Origin of the sequence: Pontibacillus halophilus JSM 076056 = DSM 19796 (genome assembly GCF_000425205.1) — a bacterium.
GTDB lineage: Bacteria > Bacillota > Bacilli > Bacillales > BH030062 > Pontibacillus_A > Pontibacillus_A halophilus.
Window position 1 is genome coordinate 119,642 of the sequence record NZ_AULI01000005.1, and the last position, 21,884, is coordinate 141,525.

25 protein-coding genes are annotated in these 21,884 nt (G+C 43.7%); 24 read left to right on the forward strand and 1 reads right to left on the reverse strand.

Going from position 1 to position 21,884, the window contains the following annotated elements; translation table 11 throughout:
* Positions 1-47 precede the first annotated feature (47 nt).
* The 6 genes from fapR (at position 48) to rnc (ending at position 4,437) form a co-directional block, all read left to right on the forward strand.
* On the forward strand, positions 48-632 hold the full coding sequence (fapR, locus tag H513_RS0104990) for a transcription factor FapR (protein WP_026799739.1): 585 nt from the start codon (positions 48-50) through the stop codon (positions 630-632).
* Positions 629-1,633 carry a phosphate acyltransferase PlsX gene (gene plsX, locus H513_RS0104995; protein ID WP_026799740.1) on the forward strand — a complete coding sequence of 335 codons (1,005 nt, stop codon included), beginning with the start codon at positions 629-631 and terminating at the stop codon, positions 1,631-1,633. The genes fapR and plsX overlap by 4 nt, the downstream gene beginning before the upstream one ends.
* Positions 1,630-2,577, forward strand: a complete 948-nt coding sequence (gene fabD, locus H513_RS0105000) for an ACP S-malonyltransferase (RefSeq protein WP_026799741.1) — start codon at positions 1,630-1,632, stop codon at positions 2,575-2,577. The genes plsX and fabD overlap by 4 nt, the downstream gene beginning before the upstream one ends.
* Positions 2,574-3,317: a 3-oxoacyl-[acyl-carrier-protein] reductase gene (fabG, locus tag H513_RS0105005; protein ID WP_026799742.1), complete on the forward strand. Its 744-nt coding sequence runs from the start codon at positions 2,574-2,576 to the stop codon at positions 3,315-3,317. Before fabD ends, fabG begins: the two co-directional genes overlap by 4 nt.
* A 98-nt stretch (positions 3,318-3,415) precedes the next feature.
* Positions 3,416-3,649: an acyl carrier protein gene (locus H513_RS0105010; protein ID WP_026799743.1), complete on the forward strand. Its 234-nt coding sequence runs from the start codon at positions 3,416-3,418 to the stop codon at positions 3,647-3,649.
* Positions 3,650-3,729: 80 nt separating this feature from the next.
* Positions 3,730-4,437: a ribonuclease III gene (gene rnc, locus H513_RS0105015; RefSeq protein ID WP_051239686.1), complete on the forward strand. Its 708-nt coding sequence runs from the start codon at positions 3,730-3,732 to the stop codon at positions 4,435-4,437.
* A 41-nt stretch (positions 4,438-4,478) separates the two neighbouring features.
* On the opposite strand, the gene H513_RS0105020 is transcribed toward rnc, so the two are convergent.
* Positions 4,479-4,703 carry a DUF1128 domain-containing protein gene (locus H513_RS0105020; protein WP_026799745.1) on the reverse strand — a complete coding sequence of 75 codons (225 nt, stop codon included), beginning with the start codon at positions 4,701-4,703 and terminating at the stop codon, positions 4,479-4,481.
* Between the two features lie 119 nt (positions 4,704-4,822).
* Here H513_RS0105020 and smc point away from each other — a divergent pair, with 119 nt between their 5' ends.
* The 18 genes from smc (at position 4,823) to dprA (ending at position 21,883) form a co-directional block, all read left to right on the forward strand.
* The gene (gene smc / locus H513_RS0105025; RefSeq protein ID WP_026799746.1) at positions 4,823-8,392 is read left to right on the forward strand and encodes a chromosome segregation protein SMC; all 3,570 of its coding nucleotides are present in this window, start codon (positions 4,823-4,825) and stop codon (positions 8,390-8,392) included.
* 14 nt (positions 8,393-8,406) lie between these two features.
* Positions 8,407-9,615 (forward strand): signal recognition particle-docking protein FtsY, encoded by a 1,209-nt coding sequence (gene ftsY, locus H513_RS0105030; protein WP_081658183.1) that lies wholly within the window; start codon positions 8,407-8,409, stop codon positions 9,613-9,615.
* Between the two features lie 88 nt (positions 9,616-9,703).
* Positions 9,704-10,027 carry a putative DNA-binding protein gene (locus H513_RS0105035; RefSeq protein ID WP_026799748.1) on the forward strand — a complete coding sequence of 108 codons (324 nt, stop codon included), beginning with the start codon at positions 9,704-9,706 and terminating at the stop codon, positions 10,025-10,027.
* A gap of 12 nt (positions 10,028-10,039) precedes the next feature.
* Complete coding sequence (gene ffh / locus H513_RS0105040; RefSeq protein ID WP_026799749.1) at positions 10,040-11,380, forward strand: signal recognition particle protein; 1,341 nt, start codon at positions 10,040-10,042, stop codon at positions 11,378-11,380.
* An 81-nt stretch (positions 11,381-11,461) separates the two neighbouring features.
* Entirely contained in the window at positions 11,462-11,734 is a 273-nt protein-coding gene (gene rpsP, locus H513_RS0105045) for a 30S ribosomal protein S16 (protein WP_026799750.1), read from the forward strand.
* Between the two features lie 17 nt (positions 11,735-11,751).
* Positions 11,752-11,979 carry a KH domain-containing protein gene (locus H513_RS0105050; RefSeq protein ID WP_026799751.1) on the forward strand — a complete coding sequence of 76 codons (228 nt, stop codon included), beginning with the start codon at positions 11,752-11,754 and terminating at the stop codon, positions 11,977-11,979.
* A 139-nt stretch (positions 11,980-12,118) separates the two neighbouring features.
* On the forward strand, positions 12,119-12,508 hold the full coding sequence (locus H513_RS0105055; protein WP_026799752.1) for a YlqD family protein: 390 nt from the start codon (positions 12,119-12,121) through the stop codon (positions 12,506-12,508).
* 9 nt (positions 12,509-12,517) lie between these two features.
* The gene (rimM, locus tag H513_RS0105060) at positions 12,518-13,036 is read left to right on the forward strand and encodes a ribosome maturation factor RimM (RefSeq protein ID WP_026799753.1); all 519 of its coding nucleotides are present in this window, start codon (positions 12,518-12,520) and stop codon (positions 13,034-13,036) included.
* Complete coding sequence (gene trmD, locus H513_RS0105065) at positions 13,036-13,776, forward strand: tRNA (guanosine(37)-N1)-methyltransferase TrmD (protein ID WP_026799754.1); 741 nt, start codon at positions 13,036-13,038, stop codon at positions 13,774-13,776. The genes rimM and trmD overlap by 1 nt, the downstream gene beginning before the upstream one ends.
* Before the next feature lie 129 nt (positions 13,777-13,905).
* A complete protein-coding gene (gene rplS / locus H513_RS0105070) occupies positions 13,906-14,250 on the forward strand; it encodes a 50S ribosomal protein L19 (protein WP_026799755.1) in 345 nt (114 codons plus the stop codon).
* An 81-nt stretch (positions 14,251-14,331) separates the two neighbouring features.
* Entirely contained in the window at positions 14,332-14,886 is a 555-nt protein-coding gene (gene lepB / locus H513_RS0105075) for a signal peptidase I (RefSeq protein WP_026799756.1), read from the forward strand.
* Positions 14,887-14,903: 17 nt separating this feature from the next.
* Positions 14,904-15,764, forward strand: coding sequence for a ribosome biogenesis GTPase YlqF (gene ylqF / locus H513_RS0105080; protein WP_026799757.1), 861 nt, complete (start codon positions 14,904-14,906; stop codon positions 15,762-15,764).
* A gap of 68 nt (positions 15,765-15,832) precedes the next feature.
* Positions 15,833-16,603 (forward strand): ribonuclease HII, encoded by a 771-nt coding sequence (locus H513_RS0105085; protein ID WP_026799758.1) that lies wholly within the window; start codon positions 15,833-15,835, stop codon positions 16,601-16,603.
* A 14-nt stretch (positions 16,604-16,617) separates the two neighbouring features.
* Positions 16,618-18,417 carry a hypothetical protein gene (locus H513_RS0105090; RefSeq protein WP_026799759.1) on the forward strand — a complete coding sequence of 600 codons (1,800 nt, stop codon included), beginning with the start codon at positions 16,618-16,620 and terminating at the stop codon, positions 18,415-18,417.
* Positions 18,414-18,680 (forward strand): EscU/YscU/HrcU family type III secretion system export apparatus switch protein, encoded by a 267-nt coding sequence (locus H513_RS0105095; protein WP_026799760.1) that lies wholly within the window; start codon positions 18,414-18,416, stop codon positions 18,678-18,680. The genes H513_RS0105090 and H513_RS0105095 overlap by 4 nt, the downstream gene beginning before the upstream one ends.
* 148 nt (positions 18,681-18,828) lie before the next feature.
* Positions 18,829-19,989 carry an ADP-forming succinate--CoA ligase subunit beta gene (sucC, locus tag H513_RS0105100; RefSeq protein WP_026799761.1) on the forward strand — a complete coding sequence of 387 codons (1,161 nt, stop codon included), beginning with the start codon at positions 18,829-18,831 and terminating at the stop codon, positions 19,987-19,989.
* 16 nt (positions 19,990-20,005) lie between these two features.
* Positions 20,006-20,908, forward strand: a complete 903-nt coding sequence (gene sucD, locus H513_RS0105105) for a succinate--CoA ligase subunit alpha (protein ID WP_026799762.1) — start codon at positions 20,006-20,008, stop codon at positions 20,906-20,908.
* Positions 20,909-21,004: 96 nt separating this feature from the next.
* Positions 21,005-21,883, forward strand: coding sequence for a DNA-processing protein DprA (gene dprA / locus H513_RS0105110; protein ID WP_051239688.1), 879 nt, complete (start codon positions 21,005-21,007; stop codon positions 21,881-21,883).
* Position 21,884: the final 1 nt, after the last annotated feature.

Sequence of the window (21,884 nt, forward strand, 5' to 3'; positions counted from 1 at the left end):
TTATATACTGCTTTTAGTACCTAGTCATAAAACGGATGGTGTCGTCGATGAAGCGGAATAAGAAAGAAAGGCAACAAATCCTGAAAGATTCAATTGAACAAAGCCCGTTTGTGACAGATGAAGAGCTCGCATCTAAGTTTGGGGTGAGTATTCAAACCATTCGCCTCGACCGAATGGAACTCTCCATTCCAGAATTGCGAAAACGGATTAGGTCTGTGGCTACGGATCAATGGAATGAAACGGTCCGCGCCCTGCCCATTGACGAAGTTATTGGGGAAGTCATTGACTTAGAATTGGACGACCGAGCTATTTCCATACTTGAAATTAAAGAAGAGCACGTCTTCTCACGAAATCGAATTGCGCGTGGACATCATCTGTTTGCGCAAGCTAATTCACTTGCAGTAGCTGTAATTGATGATGAACTTGCCTTAACGTCTAAATCAGAGATTCGTTTTACCCGACAAGTAATTGAAGGGGAGCGAGTAGTAGCGAAGGCTACCGTTAAAGGAAATGATGAACGAGGGCGTACCATTGTCCAAGTATCGAGTACCGTTCAGGGCGAACTCGTCTTTAGTGGGGAGTTTGTCATGTATCGATCTCAAGATGAACAAGGGGAGGACGAAAAGAAATGAGAATTGCGATTGATGCAATGGGTGGAGACCATGCACCTAAGGAGATTGTCGAGGGTGCAATAAAAGCCGTTCAATCCATTTCTGATCTGTCCATCACACTAATTGGGGACGAAGAAAGAATAAAACCCTATTTAACCGATACAGACCGGATTGAACTTATACATACGAATGAAGCCGTCACAAGTGAAGATGAGCCCGTTCGAGCTGTTCGAAGAAAGAAACAAGCGTCTATGGTCCTTATGACGAAAGAAGTGAAAGAGGGGCGAGCTGATGCATGTATTTCTGCTGGAAATACGGGCGCGCTCATGAGTGCAGGACTGTTTGGTGTTGGCCGTATTAAAGGGATTGACCGTCCAGCACTAAGCCCAACGCTTCCGACAATCGATGGGAAAGGTTTTCTCTTCTTGGACGTAGGTGCCAATGTGGATGCGAAGCCTAACCACCTTGTTCAATATGCAGTAATGGGAGCTATTTACACAGAGAAAGTTCGTGGCATAGCCGAGCCTCGTGTAGGTCTATTAAACATTGGAACAGAGAATGGAAAAGGCAATGAGCTTACAAAGAAGGCATACGAATTGCTTAAGGATGCTCCGATAAACTTTGTAGGAAATGTAGAATCCCGTGATCTATTGAATGGAGTAGCAGATGTCGTTGTGACAGATGGATTTACTGGGAACATGACCTTGAAGACAATCGAGGGTACAGCAATGGGGATGTTCCAGATGATGAAAGAGACATTTACTCAGAACGTTAAAACGAAGCTTGCAGCGGGACTTGTAAAGAATGAGTTACGTGGACTTCGTGATCAGCTTGATTACTCGGAATATGGCGGAGCTGGCTTATTTGGATTAGATGCTCCTGTCATTAAAGCGCATGGCTCTTCAAATAGCCGAGCTGTTTATAATGCCATTAAACAAACGGTTCACATTGTTGAGAACGATGTAATTTCAACCATTCGGAATAAAATTAGTGATTTGAATTTGGAGGAGGAGAACGAATGAAGAAAGTAGCCTTCATATTTCCCGGACAAGGCAGTCAATCCGTTGGTATGGGAAAACCATTCTTCGACGAAAATGAAACTATACAAACACAGTTTCAAAAAGCGGACGCGCTGTTAGATACTCCGTTAACAACGTATATGTTTGAAGGACCAGAGGAAACGTTGACGAAGACAGAGCATACACAGCCTGCCTTGTTGCTAACAAGTACAGCCATTGCTTCGTTATTGAATGAAGCTGGCGTAAAACCTGCAATGGTTGCAGGTCATAGCTTAGGCGAATACTCTGCACTTGTTGCAGCGGGTGCACTCACTCAAGAAGATGCACTTCAGCTCGTTCAGACACGTGGACGACTTATGGAGCAAGCTGTACCGGACGGCCAGGGTGCGATGGCGGCTGTATTAGGTTTAGAGGTGGAACAAATTGAAGAGGTTCTTCAACAAGTCAGAGATAACGGGGTTGTCGTTGAGGTTGCGAACTATAACTGCCCTGGACAAATCGTTATTTCTGGTAGTCAAGAAGGTGTGCAACAAGCCTCTGAACAATTGAAAGAACAAGGGGCTAAACGCGTGATGCAACTGAACGTAAGTGGACCTTTCCATTCTAGCCTAATGAAGCCAGCAAGCGAACAGTTGGAACAGGCGTTAGAACAAGCTTCTATAAAGGATGCAGAAGTGCCTGTATATGCAAACGTAACTGCTGCACCTGTCCAATCAAGTAGCGACCTTGAAAGCCTGCTTGTACAACAGCTTTATTCACCTGTTCGTTTCCATGAAACGTTACAGAACATGATGGATGAAGGCATTGAGGCATTTGTAGAAGTAGGGAACGGGAAAGTGCTAAGTGGACTTGTACGTAAAGTGAATCGTCGTATGAAGACATTTGCGATACAGGACCCGGAAAGTTTACAACAATTTATCGACTGGTATAAGGAGGATGAAGCATGAAGTTAGCAGGAAAAACGGCACTTGTAACTGGAGCTTCCCGCGGTATTGGTCGTGCGATTGCGATTGAACTCGCAGCAAGCGGTGCGAAAGTAGCTGTCAACTATGCAGGAAGCGAAGCGAAAGCGCAAGAGGTAGTTGATACGATTACTGATAATGGTGGGGAAGCAGTTAAGATTCAAGCGAACGTATCCCAAGAAGAAGATGTAAAGCGTATGATGAAAGAAGTTGTAGACACATTTGGTCAAATCGATATTCTCGTCAATAACGCAGGCATCACGCGCGACAACTTGCTTATGCGAATGAAGGAAGAAGACTTTGATGAAGTCATTGATACGAATCTGAAAGGTGTCTTCTTAACATCTAAAGCCGTTGCTCGTCCGATGATGAAAGCGAAAGGCGGCCGAATTATCAACATTGCTTCTGTTGTGGGTGTGAGCGGAAACGCAGGTCAAGCGAACTATGTTGCTGCAAAGGCAGGCGTAATTGGACTTACGAAGACGACTGCGAAAGAACTTGCTTCTAAGAACATCCTTGTGAACGCGGTCGCTCCTGGATTTATTGAAACGGACATGACGGATGCACTTACAGAAGAGCAACGTGATGGCATGAAGTCAATGATTCCACTTGACCGCTTAGGCAATGGAGAAGATATTGCGAAAGTTGTTCGATTCCTAGCATCAGATGACGCTAGTTACATGACTGGACAAACCCTTCACGTGGATGGCGGAATGGTTATGTAGCGCCATTCTCCCATATGAGAAAAGGTTTAAAAATTGCGGATATTCTCTAGTTTTTTTAAATTATATCCTCTATAATACTTGAAGGGAGGTGAACAAGAATGGCAGACGTATTTGATCGAGTAAAAAATATCATCGTAGACCGTCTTGATGTAGATGAATCAAAAGTTACCATGGAAGCTTCTTTTAAAGATGACCTAGAGGCTGACTCCCTAGATGTTGTTGAACTTGTTATGGAACTTGAAGATGAATTTGACATGGAAATCTCTGACGAGCAAGCAGAGAATATCAACACGGTTGGAGATGCTGTTAACTACATAAACAGCCAACAATAATATAGATGTTGAAAGTCTCGCTTCGGCGAGGCTTTCTCTGTATTGGAAACCAACTGTGATTTTTAAATGAGATAGGTGGCATGAAAATAGTGGACTTCTCTATGTTTCAAGATAATATCCGCGTTCAGTTTCATAACGAAGCGCTGTTAAAGCAAGCCTTTACACACTCTTCGTATGTGAATGAACACCGCAAAAAAAACTTTGAAGACAACGAACGTCTCGAATTTCTAGGAGACGCTGTGTTAGAATTGGCCATCTCTCAATATCTATACAGAAAACACCCTGAAATGAGTGAGGGAGAGTTGACGAAGTTCCGCGCATCAGTGGTCTGTGAGGTGTCCCTTGTTCGTTTCGCTAACGATTTATCATTTAGTGACTTGATTCTGTTAGGGAAAGGTGAAGAAATGACAGGTGGTCGTGAGCGTCCGGCGTTATTAGCAGACGTGTTTGAAGCCTTTATTGGCGCGCTCTATTTAGACCAAGGCTTTGAATCTGTTATTGCTTTCTTAGAAGAGCACGTGTATCCGAAGATTAAGAAAGGTGCGTTCAACCACGCGATGGATTATAAGAGTCAATTGCAAGAAGTGGTACAGCGCATTCGCAATGGAAATATTGAATATCGGATCGTTGAAGAGAAAGGGCCAGCGCATAACCGCGAGTTTGTTTCTCATGTGTACATTGGAGATGAACTAGGTGGAATTGGGATTGGTCGAACGAAGAAGGACGCTGAACAAAAGGCGGCCAAGAAGGCGCTTGTTCAGTGGGCTGGAGAAGAAGTGGAAGAATAATAGAGAAAGGGCAGCTCATGTAGAGCTGCCCTTTTTCATCGTTATGATTTACGGTATTTACCCAATTCGCCTACAACAGCTTGAATTTCAGACACGCTTAGCTGTCCTTTCATCTGAACCATGTCATATAGGTCTTTAATTTGGTCGTAATAGCGGATGTCATAATCCTCTGCGTCCATAATGGAACGATTCACGACTTGAAGGTCTTCAGCCAGGCCGTTAATGACAAACGCTAGATTTTCTTGTGTTGCTTCACTTAAATTCATGATTCCACTCCTCATCTCAATCAATGCTTGCTTCTATGACACCTTACTTTATGATAAAATATATGAGTTGAATTGAAAACACTACTTCTTAAGAAACAAGTACATAGGAGGAAAAAAACATGTTCCTCAAACGATTAGATACAATAGGATTTAAATCATTTGCTGAACGAATTTCCGTTGACTTCGTACCTGGCGTAACCGCTGTAGTTGGTCCGAATGGAAGCGGTAAAAGTAATATTACCGACGCAATCCGTTGGGTACTAGGGGAACAATCCGCTAAGTCCCTTCGAGGTGCGAAGATGGAAGACGTCATCTTCTCAGGAAGTGACACGAGAAAAATGCTAAACTTCGCGGAAGTTTCGCTTACATTAGATAATGAAGATCATACCCTACCTATCGAATATGGGGAAGTGAACATTACAAGACGTGTCTACAGATCTGGCGATAGCGAGTATTACATCAACAAGCAGTCCTGTAGACTGAAGGACATCGTTGAATTATTTATTGACTCTGGCCTTGGCCGTGAGGCTTTCTCAATTATCTCACAAGGGAAAGTCGAAGAGATTTTAAGCTCTAAGGCTGAAGAACGTCGCGTCATCTTTGAAGAGGCTGCTGGCGTGTTGAAATATAAACAACGAAAGAAAAAAGCCGAACAAAAATTAACAGAGACTGAAGATAATCTAAATCGCGTTGAAGATATTATCTATGAAATTGACAATCAGCTTGAACCACTAAAGGAACAAGCTGCGATGGCGAAAGATTATCTCGAGAAGAAGGATGAACTGGAGAAGCATGAAGTTTCCCTTCTTGTATCTGAAATCCAGTCCATTCATGAAGAATGGAATACACTCTTAAAGCAACTCGAGACGGAGAAAGACAAAGAAGTTGAGTATAGTACGTTTATTCAGAATAAAGAGGCTCTTATTGAGTCAGAGCGAGCAGAAATGCAAACGCTTGATGAATCGATTGAAGACCTTCAAGAATCCCTCCTTCAACTCACACAAGAATTAGAGAGTCTTGAGGGGAAGAAAGAGCTCTTTAATGAACGCCACAAGCACTATTCTGAGAATAAATCAAAGCTTGAGAACGAAGTAGAGCGCCTCCGTGCCCAGCATAAATCCCTCTTGCAACAATCAGAGACAGAAGAGGCGCGACTCACGGAGTGGAAGAATAAGCATGAAGAAACCACAACACATCTTGAGGAGAAGCGAAACGAGCTTCTGGCATTAGATGTCAACAGTGAAGAGCGATTAGAAGAGCTTAGAGGCGAGTATATTGAATTATTAAACAATCAAGCAGCGAAGCGGAACGAAAAGCAATCTGTTGAACAACAGCTTGAGCAACTTAAGCAGAAGCTTGCTCGTCTACAGGAGAAATTTCAGGGCTATCTAACTGAACGACAAACGTATACAGATGAGAAGGAAGCAAAACAACAAGACCTAAAAGCTCGGGAAGATGAGCGTAAACGCTTAGAACACGAAGTTGAATCCTTGAACAAGGACCTACGCTCGAAGAAAGAAGAGTATGAGAAGCAAGAATCGAAGCTTTATGAAGGTTATCAGTACGTACAAAAGCTACGCTCTAAGAAAGAAATGCTTGAAGAGATGAAAGAAGACTTCGCAGGATTCTTCCAAGGGGTTAAAGAAGTCTTAAAGGCCCGTGAACAAGAGCAACTTCACGGAATCCATGGAGCTGTTGCAGAACTCATCGATATTCCAAATGACTACATGACGGCAATTGAAACTGCCCTTGGAGCCCAAGCTCAGCATGTGGTAACGAAGGATGAGGGAAGTGCTCGTGAAGCAATTAATTGGTTGAAGCGGAACAATAGTGGCCGGGCTACGTTCCTTCCTCTTCCTACCATTCAACCGAAGTCCGTGCCTTACGATAAACGTAATCTGATCGAACACCATGAAGGATTCGTTGGCGTGGCATCGGATCTTGTTCATGTAGATTCTACATTTGGTAAAGCAGTGCAACACCTTCTTGGAAATACGATTATTGCGAAGTCATTGAAGGCTGCGAACGAAATGGCGGCTAGTGTTCAGCGTCGCTTCCGATTTGTGACGCTTGAGGGTGACGTTGTGAATCCTGGTGGTTCTATGACTGGTGGGGCCCAGAAGAAACAGAACCAATCTCTATTTACTAGAGATAAAGAGTTAAAGGAACTAACAGAGAAACTAACAACCTTTGAACAAAAAGCAACTGTGTTTGAAACTAAAGTAAAACAACTGAAGGCTGAAATCCTAGACAAAGAGCAACAAAGTACAAAGCTACACGAACAATTGCAAGATAGTCGTGCTTCAGAACAATCTGAGAAGGCAGCCCTTAGGGAAATTGAAATTCAACAACAAAATATTAACGATCATCTGCATTTATATGACCAAGACAAAGCGCAATATGAGAAAGAGATTGCGGATTTAATCAATCGAAACAATGAGCTACATCAAGAACTTGAAGCGGTAGAAGGACAACTATCGACCATTCAAACAACCATTGACGAGCTGTCGGTTCAGCAAACTTCAAAGCGTACGAGTCAAGAAGAGCTGAATCAAGCCATTCAAGAGCTCCAGGTCAAGCAAGCAGAAGAACAAACGACGATACGAAATCAATATGAAAAGTATGCCTCGTTAACTGACCAACTAGCAGCGGTGAATGACGCTTTACAACTACAACAGAACGAACTAGACACACTCCATGAATTAAATACAAGTGGGGAAACAGAAGCGGACATTCAAGAGAAAGTAGACCAAAAACGAAAGCAAAAAGAGACGAACAACAGTCTCATTCGAGCGCGTCGTGATGACCGAGCTACTCGTTCAGAACGCGTAGCGGACGTAGAGCGAGAATTGAAAGAAGCCAAACGCAATCATGCATCGCTTACGCAGTCCATTCAAGATAAAGAAGTTCAGGCGACTCGTCATGATGTAGAGCTTGATAATCGCTTGCAGCAGTTGAGTGCAGATTACAACCTTTCCTTCGAAAGAGCGAAAGAAACGTATCCGGAAACGACCGACCTGGAAGCGACCAGAACGCGTGTTAAGCTGATTCGTAAAGGGATCGAGGAACTTGGTACTGTAAACATCGGAGCCATTGATGAGTTCGAACGTATAGAAGAGCGTCATAATTTCTTAACTGAACAACAGACAGATTTGCTAGATGCGAAATCAACGTTAACAGAGACCATCTCAGAGATGGATGTGGAGATGGAGCGTCGTTTCTCGACTACGTTCTTCCAAATCAAAGACGAATTTCAACTTGTATTCCGGGAGCTCTTCGGAGGGGGACAGGCAGACCTTCAGTTGACAAACCCTCAAGATTTACTGAATACGGGAATAGAAATTGTTGCCCAGCCTCCAGGGAAGAAACTTCAGAATTTAGGTCTTCTATCTGGTGGAGAGCGGGCGTTGACTGCCATTGCTCTGTTGTTCTCCATCTTGCGAGTAAGACCTGTACCGTTCTGCGTGCTTGATGAAGTGGAAGCTGCCTTGGATGAGGCGAACGTAACCAGGTTCGCCAAATACTTGAAAGAATTTAGTGAAAACACTCAGTTTATCGTCATCACACACCGTAAAGGAACGATGGAAGAAGCGGACGTGCTATACGGGGTTACAATGCAAGAGTCAGGTGTATCCCGTCTTGTTTCCGTGCGACTAGAGGAATCCAAACAACTAATTAATGGTCGATAGAGAGGAAGGATTAGATGAGTTTTTTCAAGAAATTGAAGGATAAGTTCACAAAGCAAGAGGAGACCGTAGAAGAATCGCAAGCCTTAGAACATAAAGACGAGTCTAATGAGTCTAATGAGACAGAGGAGTCAGCTGAAGCTGAAACAGTAGAGGATTCAAGTGAAGACAATGCCGAAGCCGTTACAGCGGTGGAAGAATCGGAATCCGACGAGGAACCTTCGATACAATCTGTTGAAGAGACGCAGCCTGAACTTCTGCCTGAAGAGAAAAAAGAAAGTATTGCAGACAAGTTTAAAAAAGGTCTGTCTAAAACACGGAACAACTTCTCTTCCAAAGTAAATGACTTAGTAGCGAAATACCGCAAAGTCGATGAGGACTTCTTCGAAGAACTAGAAGAAATTCTAATTGGCGCAGACGTAGGCGTGAATACCGTGATGGAGCTTATTGAAGAGCTTGAAATGGAAGTAAAGCGTCGAAATATTAAAGATACCTCTGAAATGAGGGAAGTCATCTCTGAGAAACTTGTTGAGATCTATCAAGGTGACGAAAATGAAGGTGTTCAAGAATTAAACGTGAACAATGACGGATTATCTGTTGTCTTATTTGTTGGTGTTAATGGAGTCGGGAAGACGACGACAATCGGAAAGATGGCTCACCGCTTGAAGCAAGAAGGCAAGACGGTCATGTTAGCCGCAGGAGACACGTTCCGTGCAGGAGCCATTGAACAACTTGAAGTATGGGGTGAACGCGTAGGCGTCGATGTGATTAAACATAGCGCTGGAAGTGACCCAGCAGCAGTCGTATATGATGCCGTTCAAGCTGCTAAAGCGCGTGGTGTTGACGTGTTACTGTGTGATACGGCTGGACGTCTGCAAAATAAAGTCAATCTGATGAATGAGCTATCTAAGGTGAAAAAGGTTATTTCACGAGAAGTCCCGGATGCCCCGCATGATGTCATGCTTGTTCTTGATGCGACGACTGGACAGAATGCCATGAGTCAGGCGAAGACGTTTAGTGAGACGACAGATGTAACGGGAATTGTCTTAACGAAACTCGATGGTACAGCGAAGGGTGGAATTGTCCTCGCCATTCGAAACGAATTGAATATTCCAGTGAAATACGTAGGGTTAGGGGAGAAAATGACGGACCTACAAACGTTTGACCCTGATGCCTTTGTGTACGGACTTTTTGCTGATATGCTAGAAGAAACGGAAGAAGCGTAAAAATCCCGGTGAAACCTTGACAGATACCGTATGTTTTCGATAATATTTGTATATGTAAAGGCATTTCACTTAACAAGGAGTGCTTGCTTTGCTTGAAAAGACAACTCGGATGAACTATCTATTCGATTTTTATCAAGAATTGTTAACGGATAAACAACGTAGTTACATGGAGCTCTATTACCTCGAAGATTACTCGCTAGGTGAGATCTCAGAGGCCTTTGAAGTCAGTCGTCAGGCCGTCTATGACAACATTAGACGAACTGAGAACATGATTGAAGAGTATGAAGAGAAGCTCCACTTATACGAGCGTTTTCAAGAGCGACAGAGCTTGCTGAAACAGTTGAAAGAATCCATTCGAAAAGGTTCCACTGACGCAATTCAGCTCGTGGAAACCTTGGAGAATTTAGATTAGGAGGGCGGCTGTATGGCATTTGAAGGATTAGCCGACCGACTGCAGAATACGATCCAAAAGATTAAAGGTAAAGGAAAAGTCACAGAAGAAGACGTCAAAGCAATGACGCGTGAAATTCGATTAGCGCTTCTTGAGGCAGACGTTAACTTTAAAGTGGTGAAAGACTTTATCAAGCGCGTGAAAGAGCGTGCAGTTGGACAAGAAGTCATGAAGAGCTTAACCCCTGGCCAACAGGTCATTAAAGTGGTTAAGGAAGAATTGACTGAGTTAATGGGCGGAGAGCAAAGTAAAATTGCAACAGCGAATCGCCCTCCAACTGTAATCATGATGGTCGGTCTGCAAGGTGCAGGTAAAACGACGACAACCGGAAAGCTTGCAAATCATCTTCGTAAAGAACACAACCGAAAGCCACTGCTTGTTGCAGCGGACGTGTATCGTCCAGCAGCAATCAATCAGCTTGAAACGATTGGTAAGCAGTTGGATATACCGGTCTATTCTGAAGGGACAGAAGCGAACCCTGTTGACATCGCGAAACAGGCCATTGAAGAGGCGAAGGCCAATCATAATGATTATGTCATTATTGATACGGCTGGTCGTCTTCACGTGGACGAACATCTTATGGACGAACTTCAACAAATTCGTGATACCGTTCAACCTACGGAAACGTTCCTTGTTGTCGATTCGATGACAGGACAAGACGCCGTAAACGTTGCGGAGACGTTCAACAACCAACTGGATTTATCAGGAGTTGTCTTAACGAAACTTGATGGGGATACACGTGGTGGTGCAGCCCTCTCTATTAAGGCAGTTACAGACAAACCGATCAAGTTTGCTGGTATGGGAGAGAAAATGGATGCACTAGAGCCATTCCATCCTGAACGTATGGCGTCTCGAATTCTAGGCATGGGCGACGTTCTTACTCTGATTGAGAAAGCTCAATCAGAAGTGGATGAAGACCAAGCGAAGCAACTTGAACAAAAGATGAAAGATGCATCCTTTACACTTGATGACTTCTTGGAACAAATGGGACAAGTAAAGAAAATGGGGCCACTTGAAGACCTTATTTCGATGATTCCAGGTGCTGACAAGATGAAAGGGTTGAAGAACGCCCAATTTGATGATAAACAAATCACTCATGTTGAAGCGATTATTCAATCCATGACAAAGTACGAGCGTGAAAAGCCTGAAATCATGAACGCAAGCCGTAAGAAGCGGATTGCTAAAGGTTCTGGTCGCTCTGTGACGGAAGTCAATCGTCTTCTCAAGCAGTTTAATGACATGAAGAAGATGATGAAACAAATGACGAATCAAAAAGGCAAAAAAGGCAAAGGTATGAAGTTTCCGTTTATGTAATGGAAAAACACTTTACACAGTGAAATATCTTTGCTACAATCTAAACTTGTGAAAAGCAAAATAATTCGGAGGTGCTTATAAATGGCAGTAAAAATTCGCTTAAAGCGTATGGGTTCTAAACGTAACCCATTCTATCGTGTAGTAGTAGCAGATTCACGTTCTCCTCGTGACGGACGTTTCATTGAACAGATTGGTACGTACAACCCAATCGCTAACCCAACAGAGGTTAGTATCGACGAAGAGAAAGCTCTTCAGTGGATGACAGAAGGCGCGAAGCCATCTGACACAGTACGCAACCTATTCTCAACACAAGGCATCATGGAGAAATTCCACGCACAAAAAACTCAAAAGTAAAGCGGTGAACCATTAACATGGAAGCCCTCATTGAGACGATTGTCCGGCCATTAGTGGATTACCCAGAAGACATCAAGATCACGAAGCAGGAAGAGGCACAGAAAATTATGTACCAACTTCATTTGCATCAAGATGATGTTGGAAAGGTGATTGGAAAGCAAGGCCGTGTTGCCAAGTCTATTCGAACCCTCGTTTATGCCGCGGGTTCTAAATCGAATAAACGCATTTTCTTAGAGATTATGTAAGTAAAAGGGGAAGGGGCTAACCTTTCCCTTTTTTTTCAATGCGCTTGTATACAACCTTACGAACAGAAGTGACAGGTTTAGCTATTTAATAGAAACACACTGTTGTGTGAAGCCTTGTAAGGAAGTGAGCGAAGATCCTATGGAAATTATTCGAAAGATCCCAGTGAAGCAAGTATTAACAGAAGCAAGTAAAGAGAAGATGCAGCATCAGTTTCATCGAGAATGGAAGCAACTTGACCAAGAATGTCAGCAGTTGTCCTTTGAAAAGCGCCGCATTGAAAGTAAACAAAATGTCTCTCGTGAAGAAGTTTCAAAGCGATTTCAGAAAGAACTCGACCGCCGGAAAGAAAAAATGCGTTGGGTTGAATATCAGCTTGAACAACTAGACATTCTACCACTGGGTAGTGAGCTTACGGACAGTGAGGTTGAGACGGTCGTGACCGTCGAAATCGGGAGTAACTGGGAAGACATAATGAGTGAAGGTGCCATTGTCGTTGAAGACGGAAAGGTAATTCGTATCGATCGGTAGGTGATAAAGATGGAATCATCTCTATATACAATTGGGAAAGTAGTTAACACCCATGGAGTGCGAGGGGAAGTGCGTGTCATCCAAGTAACAGACTTTGAAGACCGCTTCGAGCCAGGGAACGTGGTATACTTCATCTCGCCAGACGGTGGGAAGCCACAAACATTAACAATTCGCACACATCGTACACACAAGAACTTTCAGCTCGTGTCATTTGAAGACTATCCTTCGTTAAATGATGTTGAGCCTATGAAAGGCGGAGAACTTGCTATTTCAGAGGAGCAACAAGGCGAACTTTCGGAAGGTGAATTTTATTACCATGAAATTATCGGTTGTGAAGTACATACAACATCCGGTGAGCATATTGGTCAAATAAAAGAAATTCTCTCCCCAGGTGCCAATGATGTATGGGTTATTAAGCGTAAAGGGAAGAAGGATGCCCTCATCCCATACATTGAGCAAGTGGTGAAACAAATAAATGTGGACGAGAAGAAAGTCACGATTGAACCAATGGAAGGACTGTTAGACTAATGCATATCGATATTCTGACACTGTTTCCGGACATGTTTCAGGGCGTTATGAATACATCAATCCTGAAGCGTGCTCAGGATATGGGCGCCTTCAGCTATGAGACCGTGAATTTCAGGGATTATACAGAAAGCAAGCACAATAAAGTCGACGACACGCCCTATGGTGGTGGAGCTGGGATGGTGCTGTCTCCTCAACCTCTATTCGATGCAGTTGAAGCGGTGAAAGAGAAACGAACAGCTGAGAAATCCCCTAGAATCGTTCTGATGTGCCCACAAGGCGAACCTTACACCCAACAAAAGGCGGAGGAGCTAGCGAAGGAAGAGCACGTAATCTTCCTATGTGGCCATTACGAAGGGTATGATGAACGCATTCGTACCCATCTCGCTACAGATGAGATTTCAATTGGCGATTACGTATTAACAGGCGGAGAACTTGGGAGTATGGTGGTAATTGATAGTGTAGTTCGATTGTTGCCAGGCGTACTTGGTAATGAGGCATCTGCACCTGAGGACTCATTCTCAAGCGGTCTCCTTGAGCATCCTCACTACACGAAGCCTGCGAACTTTAGAGGGATAGAAGTGCCAGAAATACTACGCTCAGGTAACCATGCGAAGATTGATGAATGGAGACATCAGCAATCGCTGAAGCGAACGTATGACAGGCGTCCGGACCTCTTGTCGAGCTATGAGTTAAGTGACAAGGAAAAACAGTGGATTCATTCATGGGAAAATGGTGAATGATATTGCGAACAGTGTACCATTATGGTATATTATAACTTGTGCTTAAGACATACTTAAGCTAATAATACGGTGTTCCGCTGTCAGGATTGTTCCAGACATGAGCATTTGTGGAGAAGGAGTGTGAATAAGATGCAAAATCTTATCAATCAAGTAACACAAGATCAACTTAAAACTGATCTTCCTAAATTCAAAGCCGGTGACACGGTCAAAGTACACGTTAAAGTTGTAGAGGGTAACCGTGAGCGTATCCAGGTATTTGAAGGTGTTGTCATCAAACGTCGTGGCGGCGGAATCAGCGAAACATTCACTGTCCGTAAGATTTCTTTCGGAATCGGTGTTGAGCGTACATTCCCTGTACATTCCCCACGTCTAGATAAGATCGAAGTTGTTCGTCGTGGTAAAGTACGTCGTGCGAAACTTTACTACCTACGTAACCTACGTGGTAAAGCTGCGCGTATTAAAGAACTTCGCTAATTGCAATGTGTTCAGGAGAGGAGCTTGATATTTGTCAGGCTCCTTTTTTGAATTATACATACTGTCTTGGAGGATGGTCACATGGCGCGGAAGAAGCAAGAATGGTTTGACTGGATCAAGGCGATCGGCATAGCGGCTCTCCTTGCAATCGTCATCCGTATGTTTGTGTTTGCTCCAATTGTGGTGGATGGACCATCCATGCTTCCTACGTTGGAAAATGGCGATCACATGATTGTAAATAAATTAAGTTATACATTCGGAGACCCTGAACGATTTGATGTTGTGGTGTTCCACGCAACAGAGAACAAAGACTATATTAAACGCGTGATTGGGCTTCCGGGTGAACACGTGGAATATGTAGAAGATACACTATATGTAAATGGACAGGCCGTGAATGAGCCTTACATTTCCGAACAAATAAACGCCCTTCCTAAAGGCAATAAGTATACGTTTGACTTTAATCTCGAGGAGTTACCGGGAGGATATGAAGAAATCCCTGATGGTCATGTCCTTGTGCTAGGCGATAATCGTGGAAACTCAACAGATAGTCGCATGCTTGGGCTCATTGAAGTAGAAGAGCTCGTAGGGGAAACGAGTTTTACTTATTGGCCACTTGGGCGAATTGGAATTCATTAAACTAGAAGGTGATGACCATGACGATACAATGGTTTCCTGGACACATGGCGAAAGCCAAGCGTGAAGTACAGGAAAAGTTAAAACTCGTAGACTTTGTAATTGAACTGGTAGACGCAAGAGCTCCCTATTCATCACAAAATCCGATGCTCCATGAAGTTCTACAACAGAAATCTAAAATGGTTCTGTTAATGAAGAAAGATTTAGCGGATGAAGCGCGTACGGCTGAATGGATAGACTGGTACAAGGACCAAGGCATAGAAGCGGTTCCGGTCGATGTTCAACAGCCAAACGATATTCAAAATGTGATTGCTACAGCTAAAGCATTAGGCGAAGAGAAGCTTGAGCGGATGAGAAAGAAAGGAATCAGACCGCGAGCATCCCGTGCTATGATTATCGGAATTCCGAATGTCGGGAAATCCACCTTAATCAACCGTCTTGCGAAGAAGAAGATTGCCAAGACAGGAGATAAACCAGGGGTCACAAAGAATCAGCAATGGATCAAGGTGAAGAAAGACTTCGAGCTTCTTGATACACCAGGAATTCTTTGGCCAAAGTTTGAGAGCCAGGAAGTTGGGTATCGACTAGCTACCATTGGAACAATTAAAGACCAAATCCTTCCGTTTGAGGATGTGGCAGCAAGGTTGATCCAATACATGCAAGCCTATTACCCGGTTGTTCTCAACGAGCGCTTTGGTGTTAGTGCCGACCAGGATGATATGGGCGAGATTTTCGAGATCATTGGACGGAAACGGGGTTGTCTTGAAAGTGGCGGACGAGTCAATTTTGAGAAGGTTGCTGACGTTGTCATTCATGATATGCGTTCAGGCAAATTGGGACGCATGACTATGGAAACCCCTCATATGATCGATTTACAATAAAGGTATCCGACTCGGGTACCTTTATTTTTTCGTAGTAAGACCGATATAAAGGACAAGGAGTTAAGTCAATGAAACAAACTATTCAACAAATTAAAGAGCGGCTTAATGGGGAAGACCTTACGACTGAAGAGGTAGAACTTTATCGTCAAGATACGAGAAAAGGCGTCCAAAAAGCCGTCGTACAATATGAGAAACGCGTTCAAGAGTTTGTTCGTTTAGAAGAACAGTTCTACGAAATGAAGCAGTTTGAGCGTAAACATCAACAATCTGGCTATACGTACATAGCTGGAATTGACGAAGCAGGAAGAGGTCCTCTAGCTGGTCCTGTTGTGGCTGGAGCGGTCATTTTACCTGATGATTTTTATTTACCAGGTTTAAATGATTCGAAACAGTTGTCAGAGGCAAAGCGAGAGTATTATTTCGACTATATCAATGAACATGCATGTGCAACAGGTGTTGGAGTAGTGTCGAGTAAGGAAATTGATGAATGGAATATCTATGAAGCAACGAAAGTCGCCATGATGCGCGCAATTGGAGAATTGGAAGTAGCACCAGATATGCTTCTCATTGATGCGATGAAGCTACCAGAGGCCAACCTCCCTTACGAAGCTATAACGAAAGGGGATGCACGAAGTGTTTCCATTGCGGCTGCGAGTGTAATTGCTAAAGTCACAAGAGATCGCTACATGAAGAAACTTGGTGAGCAATATCCAGACTATCAGTTCGAGAAGAACATGGGCTATGGCACAAAAGCTCATTTGGAAGCGATAGAGCGTGTGGGGACACTTCAAGAACATCGTCATACCTTTGCCCCAATCAAGCGTACAGGAGCGTTCTAAGAGGAGGAGAAACAATGATTAGTAAGACGGCTGCTCAAGTCATGGAGGCCTTAAGGCCAGCTCAGACCCAGTCTAAACCACTCATGAACTTAAAAACAGGTCAATTTATTGAGGCGAAGGTTGTTAAATTGTACCCTGGACAACGGGCTGACATCATGGTTGGAACAGAGCGCCTTCATGCTCAGCTTGAGGCAGCGTTAGACGTTCAGAAACGCTACCTTTTTCAAGTGAAACAAGACGCACCAACACCTCAGCTGAACGTCATTACGTCAACATCCGCTGCCTCCCCTGCGAAAGAGTTGCTTCAACAGCTTCACACGACGTCTAGCGCGCGGAAAGAACAGTTTGTCCAAACGTTATTAAACCATCAAGTCCCAATAAATGCTAAAGAGGTGAATAGAGCCTTAACCATCCTCGACCAGGAAGGCTTTACAGCAAAGGGGAAAGAAGCAATGACTACGCTGTTGACTCGAAAACTCCCTGTCACAGAAGGGGTATTTCAAGCTCTGCTTACAAGAGTGAAAGGGGAAGGAGCCACTCCTTCTATGACCTCACAAGTTCAACAGCTCCATTCCTCATCTAGCCAACCCTTACAACAATTGCTTCACCAACTTTCCGGACGCACGACCCACGAAATTCCTCGTGTAGTGACTGCTGCGTTAACTGGTACTCATTCGGATGAGGCTCTTTCACTATTGCAAAAGGTCAATTTAATTCCGAAAGAAGGCGGACGAGAAGCTGTAAAATCTTACGTGCAACACCTTAGTCGCAACGTAGAAAGTGGAAATCAAATCTCTGCTGTGATGAAGGAGGCTGTGAGTAAGCAACTTCCTTTTACGAACAAAGGGAGTCAGCAACTCGCATTGTGGGCTAATGGGGTCGAGCGTTTACAAGAGAACACTTCTTCTTCTCTGAAAGAAGGCATGATTAAATTAACCAATGTATTGCTCCAACCGAGCACGTTAATGAAGCTTGAAGGGGCATTCCCTTCTGTTCCGGTACGTGAGAACTTAACAACCTTAGCGAAGGCGCTACAGAATGAAACGCCTCTACAGGAATCGGTACGCACTGAACTTGTTCAATTTGGACGCGCTCTACGGAATGAGCTTTCCGAACAATTAACAAAGCAAGAGATCAAATTAGCCTTACAATGGATTGCATCAGCAGAATCTTCTGCACCACTTGGTAAGGAAGGGGCTTTGGCTAAGTTGAAGTCCGCGTTTTTATTCAGTGGGTTCGACCATGAATTTGAAGCTTCAAAAGCAACAGACCCTATGAAAGCACCTCAAGCAGATTCTTCTGTGAAAGCTGCTCTTCTTTATGCACTCCAAGAGAATGGGGGAGCTAACGGGGAGCGTATCCAGTCTTTACTTCATCAAGTAACAGGTATGCAACTTTCTCTACAAGAACAGCATGTATCTACTCATATGCACGTTCAGTTCCCAGGGGAGTGGTTAGGGTTAACAGAAGACGTGGAGTTTGATGTTGAGGGACGGAAGAAAGAAGATGGAACAATTGATCCCGATTATTGCCACATTCTGTTCTATTTGCATCTTGATCAACTGAAAGAGACCGTTGTGGATATGCACGTACAAAATCGAACAGTTCGTTTGAATATATACGTGTCAAACGAAGCTCCATCTCAACAGATAGAGCCGCTTAAAGAGACGCTGAAAAATGGTCTTCATGACCTCGGTTATACGTTGTCTGGAGTTCTCATCAAGCCGGTTGAATCGAGTGCAGAAGCAGCAGGGCGTCAAGAACAAAAGAGACCATTTGCAAAGAGAGAAGGAGGACTCGATTTTCGCATATGAGGGATGAGAAGAGAAAATCAGCAGTAGCTCTGAATTATGAGGAAGGCACGGACGCGCCTAAAGTGGTTGCAAAGGGACATGGGCATGTAGCAGACTCTATTTTAGAACGAGCGAATGCTCATCATGTTCCTATTCAAGAAGATGCCTCCTTAGTCGAATTGCTGAGTCAATTGGATATTAATGAAACAATCCCCGAGGAACTTTATCAAGCGGTAGCTGAAGTATTTGCCTTCGTCTATCGCTTAGACAAAGGAGCAAAGTAAAATTTATATATAGAATAAGCCCCGCAATGTGGGGCTCTTTTCTTAACTATTTGAAGATTTTCTTTATTCTTAATAACAATTTGTGGACAATTCTTCACAATCTTTTATACAATGGTCATGCAGTGACAAAATGATGGGAGGATGAAACATGAACATTCATGAGTATCAGGGGAAAGAAGTGTTACGTAGCTACAATGTAGCGGTGCCGAATGGTAAAGTGGCCTATTCCGTTGACGAAGCTGTCGAGGCAGCGAAGGGGTTAGGTTCTGATGTAACCGTAGTAAAAGCGCAAATTCACGCAGGTGGCCGTGGGAAAGCAGGCGGCGTAAAGATTGCAAAGAGCCTTGATGATGTACGTACATATGCGGACGAGTTGCTTGGGAGTACTCTAGTAACCCATCAAACAGGTCCTGAAGGGAAAGAAGTTAAGCGCTTACTCATAGAGGAAGGTTGCGATATTCAGAAAGAATATTACATCGGTCTTGTTCTTGACCGTGCTACCTCCCGCGTAACGATGATGGGGTCTGAAGAAGGTGGTACTGAAATTGAAGAAGTGGCTGCTGCAACCCCGGAGAAAATATTTAGAGAGGTCGTCGATCCGGTTGTAGGACTAACTCCGTTCCAAGCAAGAAGACTGGCATTCAATATGAATATACCAGATGCGCTTCTAGGGAAAGCGGTTAAATTTATGCTCGGACTCTACGATGTATTCGTTGAGAAAGACTGCTCCATCGCGGAAATCAACCCGCTCGTTACAACAGGTGATGGACAAGTCATGGCGCTTGATGCGAAATTGAACTTTGATGATAACGCTTTATATCGCCAGAAGGAGATTGCTGACCTTCGTGACCTAGACGAAGAAGATACGAAGGAAATTGAAGCTTCAAAGTATGACCTAAGTTACATCGCGCTAGATGGAAATATTGGTTGTATGGTAAATGGGGCAGGTCTTGCTATGGCAACTATGGACACGATTAAGCACTATGGCGGAGAACCCGCGAACTTCCTTGATGTAGGGGGAGGCGCAACGACTGAGAAAGTAACTGAAGCCTTTAAAATTATTTTATCTGATTCAAGCGTGAAGGGAATCCTCGTAAATATATTCGGAGGAATCATGCGTTGTGATGTAATTGCTGAAGGAGTTGTCGAGGCTACTAAACAAGTAGGCTTAGAGATTCCACTTGTTGTTCGTCTAGAAGGTACAAACGTACAACAGGGGAAAGAAATACTAGATTCATCAGGCTTAAATATTGAATCCTCTGAATCTATGGCAGAAGCAGCTCAAAAAATTGTTGAATTAGTAAAATAAGAAAGGGCGGACAAAAATGAGTATTTATATTAACAAAGACACAAAAGTCATTGTACAAGGAATTACTGGGTCTACAGCCCTTTTCCATACAAAGCAAATGCTTGAGTACGGCACCCAAATCGTAGGCGGCGTAACGCCGAAGAAGGGTGGAACAGAAGTTGAGGGAGTACCTGTATTTAATACGGTTGCAGAAGCAGCTGAAGCAACAGGTGCAACCGTTTCAGTCATCTACGTGCCTGCAGCGTTTGCAGCAGATGCGATTATGGAAGCGGTCGATGCTGAATTAGATCTTGCAATCTGTATTACTGAACACATTCCTGTTCTAGATATGGTAAAGGTTCGTCGCTATATGGAAGGCAAGAAGACACGTCTTGTAGGTCCGAACTGCCCAGGTGTCATTACGCCTGAAGAGTGTAAGATTGGCATTATGCCTGGCTATATCCACAAGAAAGGGCATATTGGTGTTGTCTCTAGAAGTGGAACATTAACGTATGAAGCCGTGCATCAGTTATCTGAGGCGGGAATTGGTCAGTCTACTGCTGTTGGAATTGGTGGAGACCCTGTAAATGGAACAAACTTTATCGACGTTCTTCAAGCGTTCCAAGACGACCCAGATACGTATGGTGTGATTATGATTGGTGAAATAGGTGGTACAGCTGAGGAAGAGGCTGCTCAATTTGTGAAAGAAAACATGACGAAACCTGTCGTAGGGTTTATTGGTGGTCGAACTGCCCCTCCCGGTAAACGTATGGGGCATGCCGGTGCAATTATTTCAGGCGGTAAAGGGACTGCAGAAGAGAAAATCAGCGTCATGAATGAATGTGGTATTGAAGTAGCGGACACCCCGGCAGTCATGGGTGAAACGTTAATTAATGTACTGAAAGAAAATAATCTATACGACAAATGCAAAACTCATTAAATTCTTTCCTATAAAGAAGCCTTTGTGTTTACAAGGGCTTCTTTACTACTATCTACTAAAATGATGATGTAAGAGATGAAGAGAGAAGGTTGATCGATGACTACTGCTTTTGCTCTCCGCTTGGCACACCTCCACGCTATTTTATATCGTAGACGTCCGCTCATTAGAACCATCCTTAATCAAAATCCTTCATTATTAAGGTTGTATGAGACTAGTAGAAGAGAATGGGTAAATGACTATGGAATCCATGCAAAGGTCGCTGATTTACTCTTCCAACAGTTGCATAACCCTGAGCTCTACTATCAGGTGCTGAAAGATGTGCGTGCCTATACTTTTATCCATGAAGGAGAAGACCGCTATCCACACCTACTTCGCCAAATTCCAGATGCCCCGCCTGTGTTATACGCGATGGGAGATGTGACCTTGTTAAAGTACCATCCTTCATTAAGTATAGTAGGAACACGAACACCATCGAACATGGCCTCTAGAAAACTCGATACGGTGCTGCTTCCTCTTGCTAAAGAGAAATGGTTATTTGTAAGTGGAATGGCTAGAGGAATTGATCGTATGGTCCACGAAATGGCCATTGAGAACAACACAAGCACGATTGGAGTACTTGCATTTGGTCTCAATCACTGCTATCCTCATGAAAATTGGACCTTGCAGAAATTTATAGGGGAAAATCATTTATTGTTAAGTGAATACCCTCCCTCAATCCCTCCTGAGAAGTGGCACTTTCCAGAGAGAAATCGAATCATAAGTGGTTTAACCTATGGTACGCTCGTAGTGGAAGCGAGAAATAAAAGCGGCTCATTAATTACTGCTGACCAAGCATTAGAGCAGAATCGTGAAGTATTTGCGATTCCGGGAGAAATTTGGAGCGAGCAATGTGCAGGTTGTTTAGCGCTCATTCAGCAAGGCGCGAAGATGGTGCAAAAGCCTCAGCACATCATAGAAGATTGGAAAATCATGTAGG

Coding starts and splice junctions, on each gene's coding strand:
- ftsY (WP_081658183.1), top strand. CDS start 8,407: ATGAGTTTTTTCAAGAAATTGAAGGATAAGTTCACAAAGCAAGAGGAG.
- plsX (WP_026799740.1), top strand. CDS start 629: ATGAGAATTGCGATTGATGCAATGGGTGGAGACCATGCACCTAAGGAG.
- ffh (WP_026799749.1), top strand. CDS start 10,040: ATGGCATTTGAAGGATTAGCCGACCGACTGCAGAATACGATCCAAAAG.
- H513_RS0105020 (WP_026799745.1), bottom strand. CDS start 4,703: ATGAATTTAAGTGAAGCAACACAAGAAAATCTAGCGTTTGTCATTAAC.
- smc (WP_026799746.1), top strand. CDS start 4,823: ATGTTCCTCAAACGATTAGATACAATAGGATTTAAATCATTTGCTGAA.
- ylqF (WP_026799757.1), top strand. CDS start 14,904: ATGACGATACAATGGTTTCCTGGACACATGGCGAAAGCCAAGCGTGAA.
- fabD (WP_026799741.1), top strand. CDS start 1,630: ATGAAGAAAGTAGCCTTCATATTTCCCGGACAAGGCAGTCAATCCGTT.
- rpsP (WP_026799750.1), top strand. CDS start 11,462: ATGGCAGTAAAAATTCGCTTAAAGCGTATGGGTTCTAAACGTAACCCA.
- rnc (WP_051239686.1), top strand. CDS start 3,730: ATGAAAATAGTGGACTTCTCTATGTTTCAAGATAATATCCGCGTTCAG.
- H513_RS0105090 (WP_026799759.1), top strand. CDS start 16,618: ATGATTAGTAAGACGGCTGCTCAAGTCATGGAGGCCTTAAGGCCAGCT.
- H513_RS0105050 (WP_026799751.1), top strand. CDS start 11,752: ATGGAAGCCCTCATTGAGACGATTGTCCGGCCATTAGTGGATTACCCA.
- rplS (WP_026799755.1), top strand. CDS start 13,906: ATGCAAAATCTTATCAATCAAGTAACACAAGATCAACTTAAAACTGAT.
- H513_RS0105055 (WP_026799752.1), top strand. CDS start 12,119: ATGGAAATTATTCGAAAGATCCCAGTGAAGCAAGTATTAACAGAAGCA.
- H513_RS0105095 (WP_026799760.1), top strand. CDS start 18,414: ATGAGGGATGAGAAGAGAAAATCAGCAGTAGCTCTGAATTATGAGGAA.
- dprA (WP_051239688.1), top strand. CDS start 21,005: ATGACTACTGCTTTTGCTCTCCGCTTGGCACACCTCCACGCTATTTTA.
- rimM (WP_026799753.1), top strand. CDS start 12,518: ATGGAATCATCTCTATATACAATTGGGAAAGTAGTTAACACCCATGGA.
- sucD (WP_026799762.1), top strand. CDS start 20,006: ATGAGTATTTATATTAACAAAGACACAAAAGTCATTGTACAAGGAATT.
- H513_RS0105010 (WP_026799743.1), top strand. CDS start 3,416: ATGGCAGACGTATTTGATCGAGTAAAAAATATCATCGTAGACCGTCTT.
- trmD (WP_026799754.1), top strand. CDS start 13,036: ATGCATATCGATATTCTGACACTGTTTCCGGACATGTTTCAGGGCGTT.
- H513_RS0105085 (WP_026799758.1), top strand. CDS start 15,833: ATGAAACAAACTATTCAACAAATTAAAGAGCGGCTTAATGGGGAAGAC.
- lepB (WP_026799756.1), top strand. CDS start 14,332: ATGGCGCGGAAGAAGCAAGAATGGTTTGACTGGATCAAGGCGATCGGC.
- fabG (WP_026799742.1), top strand. CDS start 2,574: ATGAAGTTAGCAGGAAAAACGGCACTTGTAACTGGAGCTTCCCGCGGT.
- sucC (WP_026799761.1), top strand. CDS start 18,829: ATGAACATTCATGAGTATCAGGGGAAAGAAGTGTTACGTAGCTACAAT.
- fapR (WP_026799739.1), top strand. CDS start 48: ATGAAGCGGAATAAGAAAGAAAGGCAACAAATCCTGAAAGATTCAATT.